This window comes from Gracilibacillus sp. YIM 98692 (genome assembly GCF_010993965.1).
GTDB lineage: Bacteria > Bacillota > Bacilli > Bacillales > Amphibacillaceae > Gracilibacillus.
This window is the reverse complement of the sequence record NZ_WIXM01000029.1, coordinates 16734-34973: the sequence shown is the minus strand read 5'-3', so window position 1 is coordinate 34973 and position 18240 is coordinate 16734. Positions and strand designations below refer to the sequence as shown.

The 18240-nt window shown below is 37.4% G+C and carries 15 protein-coding genes and 1 riboswitch; of the genes, 13 read left to right on the top strand and 2 right to left on the bottom strand.

Annotated features, from left to right (window positions below):
• Positions 1-4: 4 nt before the first annotated feature.
• The 6 genes from GHD00_RS17300 (at position 5) to GHD00_RS17275 (ending at position 8297) form a co-directional block, all read left to right on the top strand.
• Positions 5-1978 (top strand): hypothetical protein, encoded by a 1974-nt coding sequence (locus GHD00_RS17300; RefSeq protein ID WP_163539463.1) that lies wholly within the window; start codon positions 5-7, stop codon positions 1976-1978.
• A gap of 608 nt (positions 1979-2586) precedes the next feature.
• Positions 2587-3744, top strand: a complete 1158-nt coding sequence (yfkAB, locus tag GHD00_RS17295; RefSeq protein WP_481810398.1) for a radical SAM/CxCxxxxC motif protein YfkAB — start codon at positions 2587-2589, stop codon at positions 3742-3744.
• 164 nt (positions 3745-3908) lie between these two features.
• On the top strand, positions 3909-4976 hold the full coding sequence (gene desA, locus GHD00_RS17290; protein ID WP_163539461.1) for a Delta(5) desaturase DesA: 1068 nt from the start codon (positions 3909-3911) through the stop codon (positions 4974-4976).
• A gap of 50 nt (positions 4977-5026) precedes the next feature.
• Positions 5027-6160, top strand: a complete 1134-nt coding sequence (locus GHD00_RS17285; RefSeq protein ID WP_163539460.1) for a sensor histidine kinase — start codon at positions 5027-5029, stop codon at positions 6158-6160.
• Positions 6157-6756, top strand: coding sequence for a response regulator transcription factor (locus tag GHD00_RS17280; protein WP_163539459.1), 600 nt, complete (start codon positions 6157-6159; stop codon positions 6754-6756). Before GHD00_RS17285 ends, GHD00_RS17280 begins: the two co-directional genes overlap by 4 nt.
• 110 nt (positions 6757-6866) lie before the next feature.
• Positions 6867-8297: a DHA2 family efflux MFS transporter permease subunit gene (locus GHD00_RS17275; protein WP_163539458.1), complete on the top strand. Its 1431-nt coding sequence runs from the start codon at positions 6867-6869 to the stop codon at positions 8295-8297.
• A gap of 22 nt (positions 8298-8319) precedes the next feature.
• On the opposite strand, the gene GHD00_RS17270 is transcribed toward GHD00_RS17275, so the two are convergent.
• Positions 8320-9141 carry an MBL fold metallo-hydrolase gene (locus GHD00_RS17270; RefSeq protein WP_163539457.1) on the bottom strand — a complete coding sequence of 274 codons (822 nt, stop codon included), beginning with the start codon at positions 9139-9141 and terminating at the stop codon, positions 8320-8322.
• Positions 9142-9293: 152 nt separating this feature from the next.
• A riboswitch (SAM riboswitch) is annotated at positions 9294-9403 on the top strand.
• A gap of 242 nt (positions 9404-9645) precedes the next feature.
• Between GHD00_RS17270 and GHD00_RS17265 the strand changes: the two genes are divergently transcribed.
• Positions 9646-10245, top strand: a complete 600-nt coding sequence (locus GHD00_RS17265; RefSeq protein WP_163539456.1) for a YpjP family protein — start codon at positions 9646-9648, stop codon at positions 10243-10245.
• Between the two features lie 200 nt (positions 10246-10445).
• Entirely contained in the window at positions 10446-11351 is a 906-nt protein-coding gene (metA, locus tag GHD00_RS17260) for a homoserine O-acetyltransferase MetA (protein ID WP_163539455.1), read from the top strand.
• A gap of 43 nt (positions 11352-11394) precedes the next feature.
• Here metA and GHD00_RS17255 read toward each other — a convergent pair whose 3' ends face one another.
• The gene (locus tag GHD00_RS17255; RefSeq protein WP_163539453.1) at positions 11395-11769 is read right to left on the bottom strand and encodes a carboxymuconolactone decarboxylase family protein; all 375 of its coding nucleotides are present in this window, start codon (positions 11767-11769) and stop codon (positions 11395-11397) included.
• A gap of 111 nt (positions 11770-11880) precedes the next feature.
• On the opposite strand from GHD00_RS17255, the gene GHD00_RS17250 reads away from it, so the two are divergent.
• From GHD00_RS17250 to GHD00_RS17230, 5 genes are all read left to right on the top strand, one after another.
• Positions 11881-12090: a CDGSH iron-sulfur domain-containing protein gene (locus GHD00_RS17250; protein WP_163539451.1), complete on the top strand. Its 210-nt coding sequence runs from the start codon at positions 11881-11883 to the stop codon at positions 12088-12090.
• 127 nt (positions 12091-12217) lie between these two features.
• Positions 12218-12373, top strand: a complete 156-nt coding sequence (locus GHD00_RS17245; protein WP_163539449.1) for a hypothetical protein — start codon at positions 12218-12220, stop codon at positions 12371-12373.
• Between the two features lie 123 nt (positions 12374-12496).
• Entirely contained in the window at positions 12497-14434 is a 1938-nt protein-coding gene (locus GHD00_RS17240; protein WP_163539446.1) for a BglG family transcription antiterminator, read from the top strand.
• 221 nt (positions 14435-14655) lie between these two features.
• Positions 14656-16605 carry a PTS fructose transporter subunit IIABC gene (locus GHD00_RS17235; RefSeq protein WP_163539445.1) on the top strand — a complete coding sequence of 650 codons (1950 nt, stop codon included), beginning with the start codon at positions 14656-14658 and terminating at the stop codon, positions 16603-16605.
• 323 nt (positions 16606-16928) lie between these two features.
• A complete protein-coding gene (locus GHD00_RS17230) occupies positions 16929-18212 on the top strand; it encodes an ammonium transporter (protein WP_163539442.1) in 1284 nt (427 codons plus the stop codon).
• Positions 18213-18240 lie beyond the last annotated feature (28 nt).

Sequence of the window (18240 nt, the reverse complement as noted above, 5' to 3'; positions counted from 1 at the left end):
AAAAGTGAGCTTAAAAGTAGATACAAATCAAACAGAAGCTTTTATGCAGGCACTAGATACATTGGAAAATGCTTTTCCATATGCAAAAAAAATGTATCAGTCAGACCTGTTTCAAGCTGCTGCAAGAGTGATGGATGAAGAAGACGGGATGAAATTTTTGTATCAACATGCTGATCGTTTTGATGAGTCGGGTATTTTTGAAGGAGGTCCATGGGCAGAGCCTTCTAAGTTGGAACCGCGTTTAGTAGCCGGATCTTTAATGGATAGTGGTATGACATCCATTGTAGAGATTCTAAGTGAATTAAGAATGGTTGCCATCGCTAAAGGAAACTATAAGCATCAAAATGTTTCTAAAGAACAAGCAAAAGAGTTTTTAAATGAAGTCATGGCCTTAAATGTGGATATTCTATTTCCAGAGGAAACAGAAGCATCCCGAATCGAAGGAAAACAAAAAGAAAAAAATCGAGCAGAAAGGTTATTTCAATTTTTAGCTGATGAATTAACCTTAGCACCTATATCTGGAAAATTGTTAAAAGAAATTGATGATCTTGTGGCACAGCGGCCTATTATGGTAAATCGAATTGTCCACATGATTAAAAATTCTCGATCATTATTGGATAAGGATATTGATGAGCAGGATAAAAGAGCTATTAAACGCTATGTACGAGCTATTACTTGTCCGACGAAAAAATGTCAAAAGTACCAAGAACCCTGTGAATATCGAAAACAATTAAAAGAGATGTCGGATAAAGAGCTAGAAGAAGAAGCCAGAACATTTGCGAAATCAATGAGAGAAACAGGGCTTGTATCAAAGCATCATGTTGTACTAGTTCGCTATTTAAATAAGCATCGTGAAAAACTATTGCCTGAGGCACTTCGATTAACTAAAAAAGGAAAAGCAAATGCTGAACAACATGCAGATATTGTTAGTAAGCTCATCACGGTAGCGATACATCCTCCAATGAGACAGGCGTTGTACGGATTAGCTTGTATGTTAGAGCGAGGTGTATTGTCATCAACACCAGTGATCCCTGGATTAAAAAGGCTGATCGAGTTAGACCTGCAGCCAGATGTTCGTAAAGTATTATTAAATTCTATAAATGGCAATGAAGGGATTACGGCCAATGATATTATGATGGCAGGTGTGATTAGTGTGTTGGGGCAACCTTTAGGAGTTGGACAAGGGATGAACCCAACCTGTCAAACTGCTCGTGGTATTAGTTTATGGTCTTTGCATGCACCTGGTTATTTATTAGAATTAATTCCTCGTGCTGCAAGGGATGGAGACGTTGACGTACAATTTGAAGGGCAACGAATTCATTCTAAGAACCTTCGTGAAGGACTAGTTAATGATTTACATGAAGAGCTGGACCCAGTTTCGTTAATTTTAGTTCCGCACCTAGATCGTATTTACGGCGAGCTGGTAAGAAGATCTAAGTTTCGCGGGGATGATGTGCATAAATGGGTGAACCCAGCCTTCTATGGAGATTGGATTCCAAGAGGATTTAGTTCAACTATTGATCCGCTAACTGGCTCGATTGCTGACTATCCAGGCTTTGTTCGATTGTTTTATGCTACGCACCATCCGGAATATAATAATGGATATGAATTAATATATCCGAATCCTGTTGGTATTTTTATTACCAATTCCTTTGGCCATATGTTAGGATTGCATGCTGTATCAATCCAACGAATTGCCAAGGATTCAAACGGCAAATATCGGGTTTACTTTTATAACCCGAATAATGATAGTGCACAGGATTGGGGACAAGGCATTACACCTACTGTTACCGGCCATGATGAGATACCTGGTGAGTCTTCCCTGCCATTTCATGAATTTGCCGCAAGACTTTACGCCTTTCATTATAATCCATATGAACAAGGTGATGCTTATGCGGTGGACAATCAATTTGTTGAAAAAGTGGAGAAACTTGCCAAGGAGAGCTGGGGCGAGAAGTACACTTGGGTAGACCTTTAAACAATAAAGATTCAGAAGCTGTCTCATAGTTAGCTGCAAAATCAGCAAGCTGACTTTTGAGATAGCTTTTTTTATGAAGAAAAAGAACGTTCTTAGTATAAAAATTCGTTCGTCATATCCATATACGATGCAATAACTGTAGCATGGCTTTCTACCACTCTTCCGAAGCTAAGTGCAAAGAATCGCTTCGGCAAGATACTTCGCTTTCCACGGGCACGGCCTTAGCCTCCTCAGAAAGCAAAAGTCGCTTTCCTTCGGAGTCTGCGGCTCGCGCTGTTCCCGTTGGAGTCTACGTATCTTGCCTCCGCTTTGTGTGGTGTTCTGATGGAAGAAAGAAAGAGCACAAAAGAAATAAGTTCCTATGCGCCTATTCTCCTGAAAGGTAGAACTTCTTTATTAGCGAAGTATTCTGACGGAGCGAATGATAGCACACATCTCAAACTAGAATGGAAGAAGCTACAGCAAGACAAATTTTGATTATTGCGCAGTTTTGTTCTACTACGACATTTATGCATGTAGAGAAAGGATGAAGAGATCGGGTGAGGTTTGCTCGTTTTTTTTGTTCCGACAAAGGCTTGTCATGTTTGATACAATAGAGGGAAAAGGTTATGAATGATAGAGAGGGAGTCTTGAACATGACATCTATGGAAAAAATTCGTCCAATTACGCCGCATTATGATCCGTGGGAAGCTTATTTGGATGTGGAAGAATATGGCGAGATGACACTTTCGAATATAGAGTTCACGACAACTACATTATGTAATATGCGCTGTGCACACTGTGCGGTAGGATATACACTTCAGGATAAAGATCCGGATGCATTGCCTTTTGATTTGATGAAAAAAAGGTTAGATGAGATACCGCATTTGAGGACTTTAAGTATTACGGGTGGAGAGCCGATGATGTCGAAGAAATCTGTCCGTGAATATGTGGTTCCGCTGCTTCGATATGCACATGAGCGAGGAGTAAGAACTCAGATTAATTCGAATTTAACCTTGCCTTATTCAAGGTATGAAACGATTATTCCTTACTTAGACGTGTTACACATTTCGCATAATTGGGGAACAGCAGAGGAATTCGCTGAAACAGGATTTGCGAATATGGAGCGCAAGCCTACGATCGAAAATCGAAAGAAATATTTTGAGCGGATGGTAGAAAATTCACAACGATTAGTAGCAGAAGGTGTGATGGTATCTGCAGAAACAATGCTGAATAAGCGAACTTTTCCCTATTTAGAAACCATTCATGATCATGTGATGGAGATGGGATGTGTGCGACATGAAGTGCATCCAATGTATCCAGTTGATTTTGCTAGCGACTTGCAGACATTGACATTAGAAGAGATGCAAGAAGGGATTGAAAGGTTATTAAATCACCGTGACCAGTCAGTTTGGATGCTTTTTGGAACATTGCCTTTTTATCCTTGTAATAAAAGTGAGAAAGAGCTGGATTTGCTTCGCCGCTTATATCGAGAAAAAAATGTAACAGTTCGTAATGATCCTGACGGTCGTTCTAGATTAAATGTAAATATCTTTTCAGGTGATGTCATTGTGACCGATTTTGGGGATGAAGAAGAGCCGTCTTTAGGAAATATTCAAGATACGACTTTACAAAAAGCATATGATCGTTGGATGGATTCTAAAACGGCTAAATCGTTGAATTGCCACTGTCCCGCAGTGAAATGCCTTGGTCCTAATATATTAGTAAAAAACACGTACTATCAAGACATCGATTTCACCCAACGATCCACCAATATTTCAAGGTAAGATATGAAAAAACTTGGCACAACAGATGGTGCCAAGTTTTTTATTCTAAGAGAAAAGGGAGTATGACATTTGTCATGTAAGATTCCTGACAGGTGAGTCTAATAAGCTTGTACTGTTTGGTGTACACTAAATAGTAAGAAATAGAGAAAGTAGGGATGATACCAATGAGCAAACAGAAACAAGCTCAATTGAGAAAAGCAGTGATGCCTTTTGCTTCACCAGATGGAAAGGCAAGTGCCATACAACTATTGAATACGATACCACCATTTTTTCTATTATGGTTTTTAGCTTACCAAAGCCTATCTCTTTCCATTCTTCTAAGTCTTGTATTTTCTGTTTTGGCTGCTGGATTTATGGTTCGAACCTTTATTATATTCCATGATTGTGCCCATCAATCTTTTTTCCAAAACAAAAAATGGAATAGAGTGTTAGGAACCATAACGGGTGTCCTCACGCATTTTGCTTTTGAAAAATGGAAAAGATCACATTCCATTCACCACGCCACAAGTGGAAACTTAGATCAACGTGGAACGGGCGATATTTGGATCATGACAGTGAAAGAGTATCAAGAAGCATCCAAATGGCTTCGATTACAATATCGATTGTACCGAAATCCTTTTGTCATGTTCGGTTTAGGTCCGTTATTACTGTTTTTATATGATAATCGTTTCAACCGTAAAGGAGCAAAGAAAAAAGAACGGTATAACACTTACTTGATTAATGCGTTACTAGCGGTAATTTATACAACGATTACTTTCACTTTAGGTTGGAAGACGTTATTACTCGTACAAATTCCAATCGTATATACAGCAGGTGTAGTTGGTATTTGGCTATTCTATGTACAGCATCAATTTGAAGATTCTTATTTTGAAAATGAATCAGAATGGGATTATGTGAAAGCGGCAGTGGATGGCAGCTCTTATTACAAATTGCCAAAATGGTTAGAATGGTTAACAGGTAATATCGGTTATCATCATGTTCATCACTTAAGTCCTAGAGTGCCAAATTACCATTTAGACAAAGCGCATCAGGATACACCGCCATTACAAAAAGCTACAACCATAACTCTTAAAACAAGCCTAGAGTCGATTAAGTTTCGTCTGTATGATGAAGAGAAAAAAACATTTGTCAGCTTTAAGGAAATAAAGACATTGGAGAAAGAACAAAAACAACGAAAAAATATCGCCACTTCTACGGCCAATGTATCGAAATCTCAAACGCTTCGCTCTTAAACGAAGCGTTTGTTTTGCTATAATAGAGTATGATGGAAAGGACGGTAAGTATGCAACATTGGTATCATATATTTCCTAAAAATACAGGGGTTAGTTTATACATTTGGATTATTTTTTGTGTCCTTCCCTTTTATTTCATATTTCGATCTACTTCTTTCCTTGAGGTTGGATTTGGGATCGCAGTGACTCTGCTCTTTTTTGCAGCGTATTGGGTTTCTTTTACATCAAAAAAAGGAAGTCTTTCCTATGTTGCAGTAAGTGTGGAAATGGTGATCAACATTGCCATGACTTTTATGTTTGGTTATGTTTATTTTGCATTATTTATCGCTTTTTTTATTGGTAATATAAGAAGGAAAGCAGCGTTTATTTCGTTATATGTGGTTCATCTCGTTACAACCATTTTAACGATTACGGTAGGATTTCTGTTCAGTTATTCTTTGCTTTTAGGTCAAATTCCTTTTCTTGCTATGACTGTACTTGGCGTCATTCTTATTCCCATTAATCGTTACAATCGGTTAAAGCAGGAAGAATTAGAAGGAAAACTAAAGGATGCGAATCGACGAATTGATCAATTAGCCATTGTAGAAGAACGCCATCGTATTGCACGGGATTTACATGACACATTGGGGCAAAAGTTATCCATGATAGGGTTGAAAAGCGAATTGGCGGGGAAATTGATAGGGAAAGATAAGAAAAACGCTAAGAGGGAAATTGAAGATATCCAGGCAGTGTCTCGTCAGGCTTTAAAAGAAGTACGGGAAATGGTGTCCAATATGCGTGCTGTTCGATTAAAAGACGAGATCGAGCACACGCAACAATTGCTTAAAGTTGCCAATATAAAGGGACATGTGGACATAAAGTGTGAGGTTGATAGCATCCCTATGTTTATAGAGAATGTGTTGAGCATGTGTTTGCGAGAAGCAATAACAAATGTCGTGAAACATAGTGATGCCACCTATTGTAAGGTTGTGATGAAGGAAACTGCAGATTCCTTTCTAATAGAGGTGCAAGATAACGGAAAGGGCAGTACAGGTGAAAAATCCTCAGGTCATGGATTAAAGGGAATGAAGGAACGTTTAGATTTTGTAGATGGCTCATTAACCATTTTAACTACAAATAAAGGCTTTCATCTTATCGTAACGGTTCCTAAAGTGATTAAACAGATAGAGGAGGGCGAAGCATGATTCGGATTGTGCTCGCAGAAGACCAGCAATTATTATTAGGTGCAATGGGTTCATTACTCAATTTAGAAGAAGATATGGAAGTAGTTGGCCAAGTAAGTAATGGGGAAGAGGTATTAAAGCTGGTAGAGGAAAAAAATCCAGATGTATGTATTATGGATATTGAAATGCCTGTTAAAACGGGATTGGATGCTGCAGAAGCGTTAAGACAACATCCCTGTAAGATCATTATATTAACCACCTTTGCAAGACCTGGATATTTTGAGCGTGCAAGAAAAGCAGAGGTGAGCGGTTACTTATTAAAAGATAGCCCAAGTGAAGACCTGGCTCAATCAATTCGTCAGATTATAAAAGGAAAACGAATATATGCACCGGAGCTGGTGGATTTAGCTTTTTCTGATCCAAATCCATTAACAGAAAGAGAAATAGAAGTGATGAAATTGATGGCAGATGGAAGGACAACAAAAAATATTGCAAAAGATCTTTATTTGTCACATGGAACAGTGCGCAATTATATCTCTATCATTTTAGATAAATTAGAGGTGGAAAACCGTATTGAAGCGATTGCGAAAGTGAAAGAAAAAGGGTGGTTAAAATAGAAGCTGAATCTCAGTTTCTATTTTTTGCTTTTCATAGCAAGAACGAATACAATATATTTCGTGACTAGAAATAATGTGTGAAATACTTCCATTTAGAAAGGGTGGTAATATTGGCAGAAACTACATATAAACGCAGCACAATTGTGACTTTACTGCTTGCGGGTTCCTTTATTGCTATTTTAAATCAAACATTAATGATTACAGCAATCCCTCCAATTATGAATGAAATGGGAGTAACAGCTAATTCAGCACAATGGTTAACGACGATTTTTATGCTTGTAAATGGAATTATGATTCCAGTTAGTGCATTTTTAATAGATCGCTTTACAACAAGACAATTGTTTATAGCAGCTATGAGTGTCTTCGCATTCGGAACTTTAGTGGCAAGTGTGGCACCTAATTTTTCCGTTTTATTGGCAGGACGAGTCATCCAGTCAGCAGGAGCTGGTGTCATGCTGCCGCTCATGCAAACTGTTTTCTTAATGATTTTTCCTGTAAATAAACGCGGCTCTGTTATGGGCCTTGTTGGACTAGTTATCTCGTTTGCACCTGCTATTGGTCCAACATTATCTGGTTGGGTGACAGAACATTACTCTTGGCGTGTGTTGTTTTATATAATATTACCGATAGCGATTATTGATATCATCATTGCCTATTTTGTCATGAAAAATGTAACGGAGATATCTAAACCTAATGTTGATGTGATATCTATTATTCTATCAACCTTTGGTTTTGGTGGTTTACTCTACGGCTTCACCAGTGCAGGGAACAACGGATGGACATCTGTTATAACCATAGTGTCATTATTTGTTGGTGCGGTGGCACTTCTATTATTTATTATAAGACAAATAAAGTTAGCACACCCAATGCTTGAGTTTAGAGTTTTCCAATATTCTATATTCCCATTAACAGTATCATTAGGAATGGTGGCCTTTATGGGATTGATCGGGGTGGAAACATTACTTCCTTTATATATGCAGGATGCGAGAGATTTTAGTGCTTTTGAGTCGGGTCTAGTCATACTACCAGGCGCTATTATTACGGGAATCATGTCACCAATAACGGGGAGGATTTTTGATAAAGTTGGTGCGAGATGGCTTGCTATCATAGGCTTTGTTTTGATGACTGCCGGTTCATTTCTGTTTACTATTTTAGATGACAAAACATCGATCACATATTTGATGATTGTTTTCTCCCTCAGAATGCTAGGTATATCAATGGTGATGATGCCGCTAGCCACAGCAGGTTTAAACCAACTGCCAAAGAAATTAATTGCACATGGTGCTGCTATGGATAATACATTCCGTATGGTCTCTGCTTCTGTTGGTACGGCCATTTTAGTAACGGTTATGACTACTGCTGAAGGAGCTGCAGAAAATAGCGAGAAGGAATTCCCAGGTATATACGGGGCCAATACTGCGTTTTTAGTATTATCCATCATAACCTTAATTGGATTGGTTCTCTCTTTCTTTGTTAAAAATAGCCGCCCTTCCGATCTTGAAAATCAAGAAACGGAAGCCCCAGAAATCAAAAAAGACTAGCATGTCACGAATGCCAGTCTTTTTAGTGCCTTTTGTGTTTGGGGATAGCTTGATCTATAAAGTGATCAGCTAAATGTTGCAACTCTTCCTGCATTTTCTCTCCATGCATTGGTAATCCATGACCAGCAATAATATTAGCTGGTTTTAATTGTGCTAAAGTTTTGACTGATTCTTCTGCTTTCATCCAATCTTCCGTAAAATAAGCAGGTGGTCCATAAATATGCTGCAAAGGAAAGAAAATCGCCCAGGAAGATTCCGGCTTCTCCGTTGAAACGGCATCCCCTGCGATTAAACAACTGTCACTATCACGAAATAAGCTGATATGCCCAGGTGTATGGCCTGGCGTCTCAATATAACGCCAATCCTTTAAAAAAGGAATAGAACCATCGTTTGGCAACACTTTTACCCATTTTTCTAAATGCTCTGGCTTTGTTGGAAATATAGTCGATAATAAGGAAATCATTCCCCCTCCTACAGTTGGATCTCCAGGAGGATAAGACTTTTCCCCTGTTACATAATCTAGTTCGTTTTCATGAACATAAATAGGAATATTCCAATATTCTGCGAGCTTTTTGGCTGATCCGACATGATCAAAATGACCATGTGTAAGCAGGATGGCTTTTGGCGGTTTATTACCGTATCGCTTTTCACAAGCATGAAGAATACGTTCATGATATTTTCGAATACTTGTATCTACTAAAACCCAATCTTCATCGGGAGCACCAATCATCACGACATTAGATAGAATTGTTCGGTAATAAGCAATGTCATCTGATATTTCTTCCGCAATGGCATGATCCAAATCATGGTCGTTGTTGATTTGATCTAAAAATTCTCGGTCCATTATTTTTCCTCCATATTCCTACAAAAAATACTATTATTATCTTACCAACATTGCCATTATTCTATACAATTATCGGAAAATTCAAAAAATAACTTGTCTAATGGCTCATGTTATGATACTATTGCATCAAATCAATTGAATATAGTAAGGTTTTCTTATCTAGAGAGGCGGAGGGACTGACCCTGAGAGGCCTCGGCAACCAGCATTGTCGAAATGCCCGGTGCCAATTTCAGAGGGTATATAACGTATCCGAAGATGAGAAGATCCGAGTGCTTAAGTTTTTATATTCTTAAGTTTCCACGTTTATTCACTTTCATAAACAACGGATCCTTCTCAATTAAATGGAGAAGGATCTTTTTAATTTTCTCCATTTTAAGGAGAAATATCCGGTATAAGCCTTTTCACAAACTTAAGTAAAAATCGTGTAAATCCTTTCAAAGATATAGACAAATACAATAAACATGATAAAATTTTAGTAAGAAATGTTGAGGGAGTTCGGTCTATATGAAATGGTGGATGAAAAAAATAACGGTTGTGTTGATTGCGATTTTGACTTTAGGGCTGTATGTTCCGCCTATCTACCTTGATGCAGATCTAGAGAAGGTAGATAAAGGGGAAGTAGCTCCTAATAATGAAGATACACCAGTTTCACAAGCAACAGCTCAAATAGAAGCACCCTTGTCGGTTGACCAGACAACGAATCATCTTTATTTGCAATCATTAAATGAGCGGGCGAAGCAACAAGTAATCGAAAAGCTAGGCGAGCGTATTGCATCAAAAATGAACGAAGAGTTAGAAGATGTCGTTTTACCTAATATTGAATCTGTATTAGATCACTATTATGAAGAAATAGGGGAAAAGGACAGCCAATTCTTAATGATTGCAGAGGAACCATCACCTGGTTACGGAGAGCGGATCTTTAATTTACATCATGCAGAAACCAAAAGTGATGTTGCAAGATTCCATGTCAATCGGTTAAAACGGCCAAATGAAGGATATTATTTTCAATTTCATTACCATTCGAAAGTAGATAATTATGAGCAGCATAATCAAATTGCTGAGATATATTGGGGGAAAAATACACCACCGAAATGGATGACCTGAAGTGGAAAAGGTGCCTTTACAAAGTCAAGGCATCTTTTTCCCATTTAAAGCGTCTTGAAGCTTGGACATTTAACTTAAAATATCTGAAAATAGGAACAATTTGCTTTATTTTATTTAGAAAAATAGGTATAATGAAAGTTGTCGTGCAAAAATAAAAGTGATCGATATTAGTCATATTTTGAATAAAGGAGAAACGTGAAATGCCTATCAAAGTGCCAGATTTATTACCTGCTAAAAGTAAATTACAAGAAGAGAATATATTTGTCATGGATGAGAGTAGGGCATTTACGCAAGATATACGTCCTTTAAAAATATTAATCTTAAATTTGATGCCTTTAAAACAATTAACAGAAACCCATTTATTGCGTTTGTTGGGAAATAGTCCACTACAAATAGATGTAAGTCTTTTGCATACAAGTTCACATACATCTAAAAATACATCTCCTGAACATTTGCAACAATTTTATAAATCGATTGAAGATGTAAAGGAGAATAAGTATGATGGGTTAATTATAACCGGTGCTCCAATTGAGAAATTACCATATGAAGATGTCACTTATTGGGACGAATTGTCGCAAATAATGGAATGGAGTAAGACGAATGTCACTTCTACTCTTCATATTTGTTGGGGAGCAATGGCTGGACTGTATTATCATTATGGTATTGATAAATATATTATGGAAGACAAGCTGTCCGGTATATTCACACATTATCTTACAGATCCTCAAGAAAAGCTATTAAGTGGCTTTGATGAAGAATTTTATGTGCCGCATTCTCGAAATGCAGATATTCGAAAAACAGATATTGAAAAAGAGCCCAGTTTAAAAGTGTTAAGTGAGTCAGAAGAAGCTGGAGTTTATATGATTGCATCTACTGATGGTAAGCAAATATTTGTAACAGGGCACCCTGAGTATGACGCATATACTTTGCAAAAAGAATTTGATCGTGATGTGGCAGCAGGGTTAAATCCAAAGATACCCGCTAACTATTTCCCGAACAATGACCCAAGCCAAACGCCTAGATTAAGATGGCGTTCCCATTCGAACATGTTAATATCCAACTGGCTTAATTATTATGTATATCAAGAAACACCATATAAACTGTAAAAAATCAGTAAAGCAAGTAAGCTTTACTGATTTTTTCTATGTGTTAATGTAAGGTTTGGTTATAGTGATTGTATGTGTCCATTGCTAAAGTAACCGCTTGTGCAAAAGCGGCTCCACCACCTAATGCTGCACTAATCGCTAATGTCTCCATAATCTCTTTTTCGCTAACACCATGTTCGACAGCACCTTTTGTATGATAAATAATACAGTATTCATCCTGGGCATAGATGCTGATAGACAAGGCCATTAACTGTTTATGCTTTTGATCAATAGTTCCTTCTTTAAAAGCTTCTTCTGTAAAATCAAAGAAACCTTTTGTCATATCTGGCAAGTGCTCTTGCATCCTAGTAGTTCCGCGTTTGTAGTCAGAAATTGCTTGATCAAAATAATTAACATGTTCATTCTCAAAGTTCTCCATTTCTATTCCCACCTTTCATTATAATATGGGGTGATTAAACAATATTTATGCAGTGATGGTATAGACAGAAATAACGAAAATCAGTAAAATCGCAGTAGGGGGTAATAAAAGATGAGTGAAGAGAAGAAAGTACAATTAAAAGTGAGAGACAATGGCTCCGTTCTGGTTACAGGAGATGTTGAGCTAGTTGATGCCGAGGGCAATGCTTTCGAAACTAAAAAAGCGTTCTCTTTATGTCGTTGTGGTGCATCCAAGAACAAGCCGTTTTGTGATGGGTCACATAAGGAAATTGGCTTTGAAGATCAAATCAGAGCAAAATAAAAAAGCACTTGCTTCTTATGAGGCAAGTGTTTTTTTAATAAAGTAGAAAGAGCTGAATAAACATGTTTTTAATAATTTCTAAAAGGGAATGGAACTATAACATCCTAATGAAGGGAGTTATGTTCTTATGGGAGACAATAAAGATATTGAAGTAGAAAAAAGAGAGAAAAAAACAGACACTAGCAAAGTTGGCGTAGCAGCCATCAAATATATTACTTACTTAATTATCTTTTTTGGTATATTGTGGTTTTTAATTAATTATGTTTTTGGTCGGTTGTTATAAAACATTTCCCCTATCTCTTATATAGAGATAGGGGATTTTTATTGTCCGTAAAATTATAATTTTCGAGTTTTTTCGTCAAATATTGTATAGTGAATATGGTCAGTAGTTAGAAAGGAGTAAAACATGCGTCCTAGACAACAAAAAGTGTTGAAAAGGCTTTTATTACATGAATCGAACCCCTTATTAGTTGAGTCTCTTGCCCAAGAATTTGAATGTTCTGAAAAAACGATTCGCAATGACTTACGAATGATCGAACAATACTTAACTAAAAAGGTATCAGGAACGTTGATGAGAAAACCTGGTGTAGGCGTTTATCTTGATATAATACATGAAGATAAACAACTTTTATTAGATGAAATCTATAATGCCAGCCTTGAAAAACATGGTGAAAAGCATCTGAGTAATAAAGAATTAATGGAAATGGTATATCATTTATTAATCCGATTAGAACCTGCTACATTAAAAGCATTGGCTAGTCAATTTTACACTTCGGTGCAAGTAATAAGACAAGCTTTACAAAGCTTAGAGACTTGGTTTTCGTCAAAAAATTTACAAATACAATCGAAACAAAGGGTCGGCATTTATATAAAAGGGGATGAAAAAAGTAAGCGCCTTGCATTAGCAACATTAGACGAAATATCTGAACAAAAACAAGGGACTGTACCGTTCATACTTACCAAAATGCCTTCTCATGAAAGATCATTAGTAAATCAGCAAGTCGATCAATTATTAAAGAAGCATAAAATTTTTATAACAGATCAAAGTATTGGTCAATTGAAAGCATATGTTCTATTAATGTTCCATCGTACAAAGAAGGAACAATTTATTCGCGTAGAGTCATCACACAAGTCATATATTCAAGAAAAAGTGGAATATCAATGGATCCATGAAATGAGCCAGAAACTAAGTGAAAGATTTGTTGTCTCTTTACCTGAAGATGAACTTATATTTTTGACGATTCAATTATTAGGAGCAAAGTTTAGTGAGCAATTAAGCGAAGGTTATCCGTTTGATGTGGAGACGGAACGACAAGCCAGTCAGATCACTGATCAGCTAACCAAACGATTAAGCATTATGTCACTAATGCCGTTAAATCAAGATGAGGAATTAAAGGATGGTTTGAAAACACATATATATTCTGTGTTAAATAGGTTAAAGTATCATTTGCAAGTGAAAAACCCGCTGCTGCAAGATATCAAAAAAATGTATCCTAATATGTTTGACTTGTTGATTTCGGTTCTAGACGATATGAAATCGATATTGCCGTATGATATCCCGGAAGATGAGGTTGCCTTTTTAACTTTACATTATCAAGCGGCAGTTGAAAGGCTTCAAGGTAAAGAAAAGCAAGAGCTTCAAGTGGCAGTAGTTTGTCATATGGGAATAGGTGTTTCGGAAATACTCCGCTCTAAATTGACTGCTTCTTTTCAAGAGTTATCGGTAAAAGCATCTTTATCCCAAAATGATTTGGGCACTTTTTTAAAGGACCATCACGTAGATCTTGTTGTCACTACCGTTGATTTGGAGCAAAAAATGGTCCCTCAAATAATCGTATCGCCTTTATTTACAGAGGAAGATCAACGAAAGCTTGAAAATTATTTAGTGCAAAAAGAAAAAGGACATGGCAATGCGCATTCTGTTCTTGCAAAGTATTTGAGTGAGGAATATATTTATGTTCATATGAAAACAGATCATCGTTTCAAGTTAATTGAACAACTCTCTAATCACTTGGCTCGCCAGGGAATAGTAAAAGAAAATTATGGTCATGAAGCATTGATAAGAGAAAGAAGGTCTGCCACAGCAATAGGCGGAAGAATTGCTATTCCTCACGGTAATCCAGATCTAGTAAAGGAATCCAAGATAGTAGTGGTCACATTACCTGAACCGATGCAGTGGGGAACAGAACAAGTGAGTTTGATCTTCTTTTTAGCTTTAAAACATGAATTATCTAATGACCGGAGGAAATTATTCCATCGAATTTCTAAGTTAGCCGGGAATCCAACGGAAGTTGAAAGTATTGTGATGGAAAAAGATAAAGAAAAGATAATTGAATTATTATAAAAAATCCATCGAAAATAGGTATCGATGGATTTTTTTTACGCAATCTATCAAAAGACGCAATTTTTATTAATGAATGCATTGTAGGAAAATCTGACAAATTAGCCGTAAGAGTTTTTCATAAAAAATCAAGTCTTTCCGTAACTTGCGGTAACATTTTGTCATTTTTCCGAGATAGCTTGCATGTATAATGACTCTAGATAAACAGAAGAAGGGGTGACAACATGACTAAAATATTAGCGATTACATCCTGTCCAAACGGGATTGCGCATACTTATATGGCTGCAGAAAATTTAGAAAAAGCAGCAGAGGAAATGGGTATAGAGATAAAAGTAGAAACACAAGGGTCTATTGGTGCGGAAAATGAGTTGACTTCTTCTGAAATTGAAGAAGCAGATGCGATCATTATTGCTGCAGATAAAACTGTTATCAAAGATCGATTTGTCGGTAAAAAATTAATAACAGCAGGAGTACAGGAAGGGATAAGAAATCCAAAATACCTCATCGAGAAAGCTTTAAGTGATCAAGCTACCGTACATCAGGGAGAAGGAAAGAAAGGCGATAAGGATAGTATGCCAACTTCTTCCGATAAAACGAAGGAAAACCCTATTTATCGTCATTTAATGAACGGGGTTTCCTTTATGGTGCCATTCATCGTTGTTGGTGGTTTGTTGATTGCTATAGCTTTAACTATTGGTGGTGTTCCAGGAGAAGAAGGAATAGCCATACCAGAGGATTCTATATGGAAGACGATTGAACAAATAGGGGCAGCAGCTTTTAGCTTTATGGTCCCAATATTAGCGGGTTATATAGCTTATAGTATAGCGGATCGGCCAGGGTTAGCGCCAGGGATGATTGGCGGCTTTATTGCAGCAAATGGAAGTTTTTATGGCAGTGAAGCGAGTGCAGGGTTCTTAGGCGGTATTATTGCAGGTTTCTTAGCTGGGTATGTTGCGCTATGGATTAAAAGAGTGAAGGTGCCAAAAATGATGCAACCTATCATGCCGATTATCATTATTCCTGTGTTATCATCATTAGTCGTTAGTTTATTATTTGTTCTATTAATTGGTGCGCCAGTTGCACAAATATTTGAATCATTAACTGGATGGTTAGAAGGCATGCAAGGGACAAGCTCTATATTGCTCGCTTTAATATTAGGTGCAATGATTGCCTTTGATATGGGTGGTCCGGTTAATAAAGTGGCATTCTTATTTGGTGCTGCCATGATTGGAGAAGGGAATTATGAAATCATGGGACCAATAGCAGCAGCTATCGCTATACCACCAATTGGTTTAGGATTGGCAACATTGCTATTTCAAAACAAATTTGAACCATCACAACGAGAAGCAGGAAAAGCATCCTTAACAATGGGATTCTTTGGGATTACCGAAGGTGCTATTCCTTTTGCAGCACAAGACCCGTTGCGTGTTATCCCTAGTATTATGATTGGCTCCATGACAGGTTCTGTTATTGCTATGTTAAGCGGAGTCGGGGACAGAGTGGCACATGGTGGTCCGATAGTTGGTGTGTTAGGGGCAGTGGACAATGTGTTCATGTTCTTTGTAGCTATTGCTATTGGTGCTGTTGTGACAGCTATTGTAGTAAACTTTTTAAAGAAAGACGTACAGGAAGTAGATACAGAAGAAGATCAAGAAATTAACGCAACCACAGATACAAAAGTAGAGGATTCGGTGGTTGCTGAGCCTGTAAGTAAAATGGAAAAGTTAACCGACATAACAGATCGAGCTTTTATTAACACAAACTTAGAGAGTCAATCAAGAGATGAAGTGATAGATGAAATGATTGAAACGTTAGATAAAGAAAACGTGTTAACATCTAAAGATGAATTTCGCCAAGCAATTTTGAATAGAGAAGCAGAAAGTTCTACAGGAATTGGGATGAATGTAGCGATTCCACATGGAAAGTCTGATGCTGTCCAAGTACCAAGAGTTGTTTTTGGTATTCACAAAAATGGAGTGGATTGGCATAGTGCAGATGGCTCATTAGCTAAACTTATTTTCATGATCGCTGTACCGAAACATGCAGAAGGAGATGCCCATCTAAAAATCTTACAAATGTTATCAAGAAAATTAATGGATGATGAGTTTCGAGAAAAATTATTAAATGTAAAATCAGATGAAGAAGCCTATGAATTGTTAGATAAAATTGAATAACAAGGTTCTTATTTGAAACAGTGAACCCCCTATTAGGATGAGTGCTTATCTTAATAGGGGGGTTTTTCTATAAAAAGGTAAGAATATACAACCTTGCTGTAGAAAATACTAACATAGAAGTCACTGTAAGAGAACTATATAGGCGGTCACACACTTGCGATCTATGGATAACAAGCGAATTTTTTAACAGCTATTACCAATTACTAACTAAATTAAAAAACCATGTAAGATAACCTTACATAAAAATTGTGGATAGCCTAAATTCGGATTAAACTGTGATTAACAGTTGATGTTAATAATTTTTACAAGGAGAGGAAAGCAAAATGGAAATGGTACTTATGGATAATTTATGGGTCATTATTGGTACTTTCTTAGTTTTATTAATGATTGGTGGATTTATCTTGCTTGAGGCTGGTTCTACTAGAATGAAAAACGCCGGCCACATTGCAGGGAAAACAATCTTTACAATTGGTATTGGATCGATTGTCTTCTGGGCTGTAGGTTGGGGATTCATCTACGGTGAAGGTAACGGGTTCATTGGCTTGTCAGATTTCTTTTACGGAGATACATCATTTGATGGCGAAGGGTTATCTCCAGCAGTTGATTTTATGTTCCAAATGATGTTCGCACTTATCGCATTAACTATTGCATTTGGCGGTTTTGCGGAACGTGCAAAATTATCAGCATATGTAGTATTCGCAGTTCTTTTCTCAGCGTTAGTTTATCCGGTCGTTGCACACTGGATCTGGGGCGGCGGTTGGTTAGCTGACCACGGTAAGCAAGACTTTGCAGGTTCAACTGTTGTGCACTTAACAGGTGCGATGGCAGCTTTAGCAGCAACTATTATCTTAAAGCCACGTATTGGTAAATATAATAAAGATGGTTCATCTAATGAGTTAGCTGGGCACAACCAAGTATATACAGCATTAGCAGTATTATTACTATGGGTAGGTTGGTTCGGTTTTAACGGTGCAAGTACATTTGGCGTATCTGACGCATTCTTTGGCTATGTTATTTTAAATACACAATTAGCAGCAGCAGCAGGTGCTATTGCAGCAATGTTATTAGTTTGGGCGATCACAGGTAAAGCAGATGTCCCAACGACATTAAACGGTGCACTAGCAGGTCTCGTAGCAATTACAGCATCTTGTGGTTTTGTTGAACCATGGGCGGCCGTTTTAATCGGTGCAATTGGTGGTCTTATTGTTTATGCAAGTATGCGTTTCTTTGATCGAGCTCGTATCGACGATCCAATTTTCGCCTTATCTGTTCACGGTACTGTAGGTGTCTGGGGAACAATCTCAACAGGTTTCTTTGCTACACATGAATTATCAGTCGGAATGGAATGGGGTCTGCCAGGTTTATTTTACGGTGGTAGCTTCGAACAATTAGGTGTTCAAATTATGGGTGTTGTAGCAAGTGGTATTTACGCATTTGTTGTATCATTTATCATCTTGAAAGTAATGGATAAAGTTATGGGAGGAATACGTGTATCTGAAGAAGAAGAGATCATTGGTCTTGACTTAAGTGAACACGGAAGCTATGGTTATCCTGAGAATATACCACATCCAAATGACAACCAGGTAAATGATAAACAGGCTAGGTAATACCTGTTTGAGTCAAAAGGAGATGACC

Excerpts from the sequence above, each read along its gene's own strand:
- GHD00_RS17240 (WP_163539446.1), top strand. The coding sequence starts at position 12,497 with ATGCGTCCTAGACAACAAAAAGTGTTGAAAAGGCTTTTATTACATGAA.
- GHD00_RS17265 (WP_163539456.1), top strand. The coding sequence starts at position 9,646 with ATGAAATGGTGGATGAAAAAAATAACGGTTGTGTTGATTGCGATTTTG.
- GHD00_RS17250 (WP_163539451.1), top strand. The coding sequence starts at position 11,881 with ATGAGTGAAGAGAAGAAAGTACAATTAAAAGTGAGAGACAATGGCTCC.
- metA (WP_163539455.1), top strand. The coding sequence starts at position 10,446 with ATGCCTATCAAAGTGCCAGATTTATTACCTGCTAAAAGTAAATTACAA.
- yfkAB (WP_481810398.1), top strand. The coding sequence starts at position 2,587 with ATGAATGATAGAGAGGGAGTCTTGAACATGACATCTATGGAAAAAATT.
- GHD00_RS17280 (WP_163539459.1), top strand. The coding sequence starts at position 6,157 with ATGATTCGGATTGTGCTCGCAGAAGACCAGCAATTATTATTAGGTGCA.
- desA (WP_163539461.1), top strand. The coding sequence starts at position 3,909 with ATGAGCAAACAGAAACAAGCTCAATTGAGAAAAGCAGTGATGCCTTTT.
- GHD00_RS17270 (WP_163539457.1), bottom strand. The coding sequence starts at position 9,141 with ATGGACCGAGAATTTTTAGATCAAATCAACAACGACCATGATTTGGAT.
- GHD00_RS17245 (WP_163539449.1), top strand. The coding sequence starts at position 12,218 with ATGGGAGACAATAAAGATATTGAAGTAGAAAAAAGAGAGAAAAAAACA.
- GHD00_RS17255 (WP_163539453.1), bottom strand. The coding sequence starts at position 11,769 with ATGGAGAACTTTGAGAATGAACATGTTAATTATTTTGATCAAGCAATT.
- GHD00_RS17285 (WP_163539460.1), top strand. The coding sequence starts at position 5,027 with ATGCAACATTGGTATCATATATTTCCTAAAAATACAGGGGTTAGTTTA.
- GHD00_RS17235 (WP_163539445.1), top strand. The coding sequence starts at position 14,656 with ATGACTAAAATATTAGCGATTACATCCTGTCCAAACGGGATTGCGCAT.
- GHD00_RS17230 (WP_163539442.1), top strand. The coding sequence starts at position 16,929 with ATGGAAATGGTACTTATGGATAATTTATGGGTCATTATTGGTACTTTC.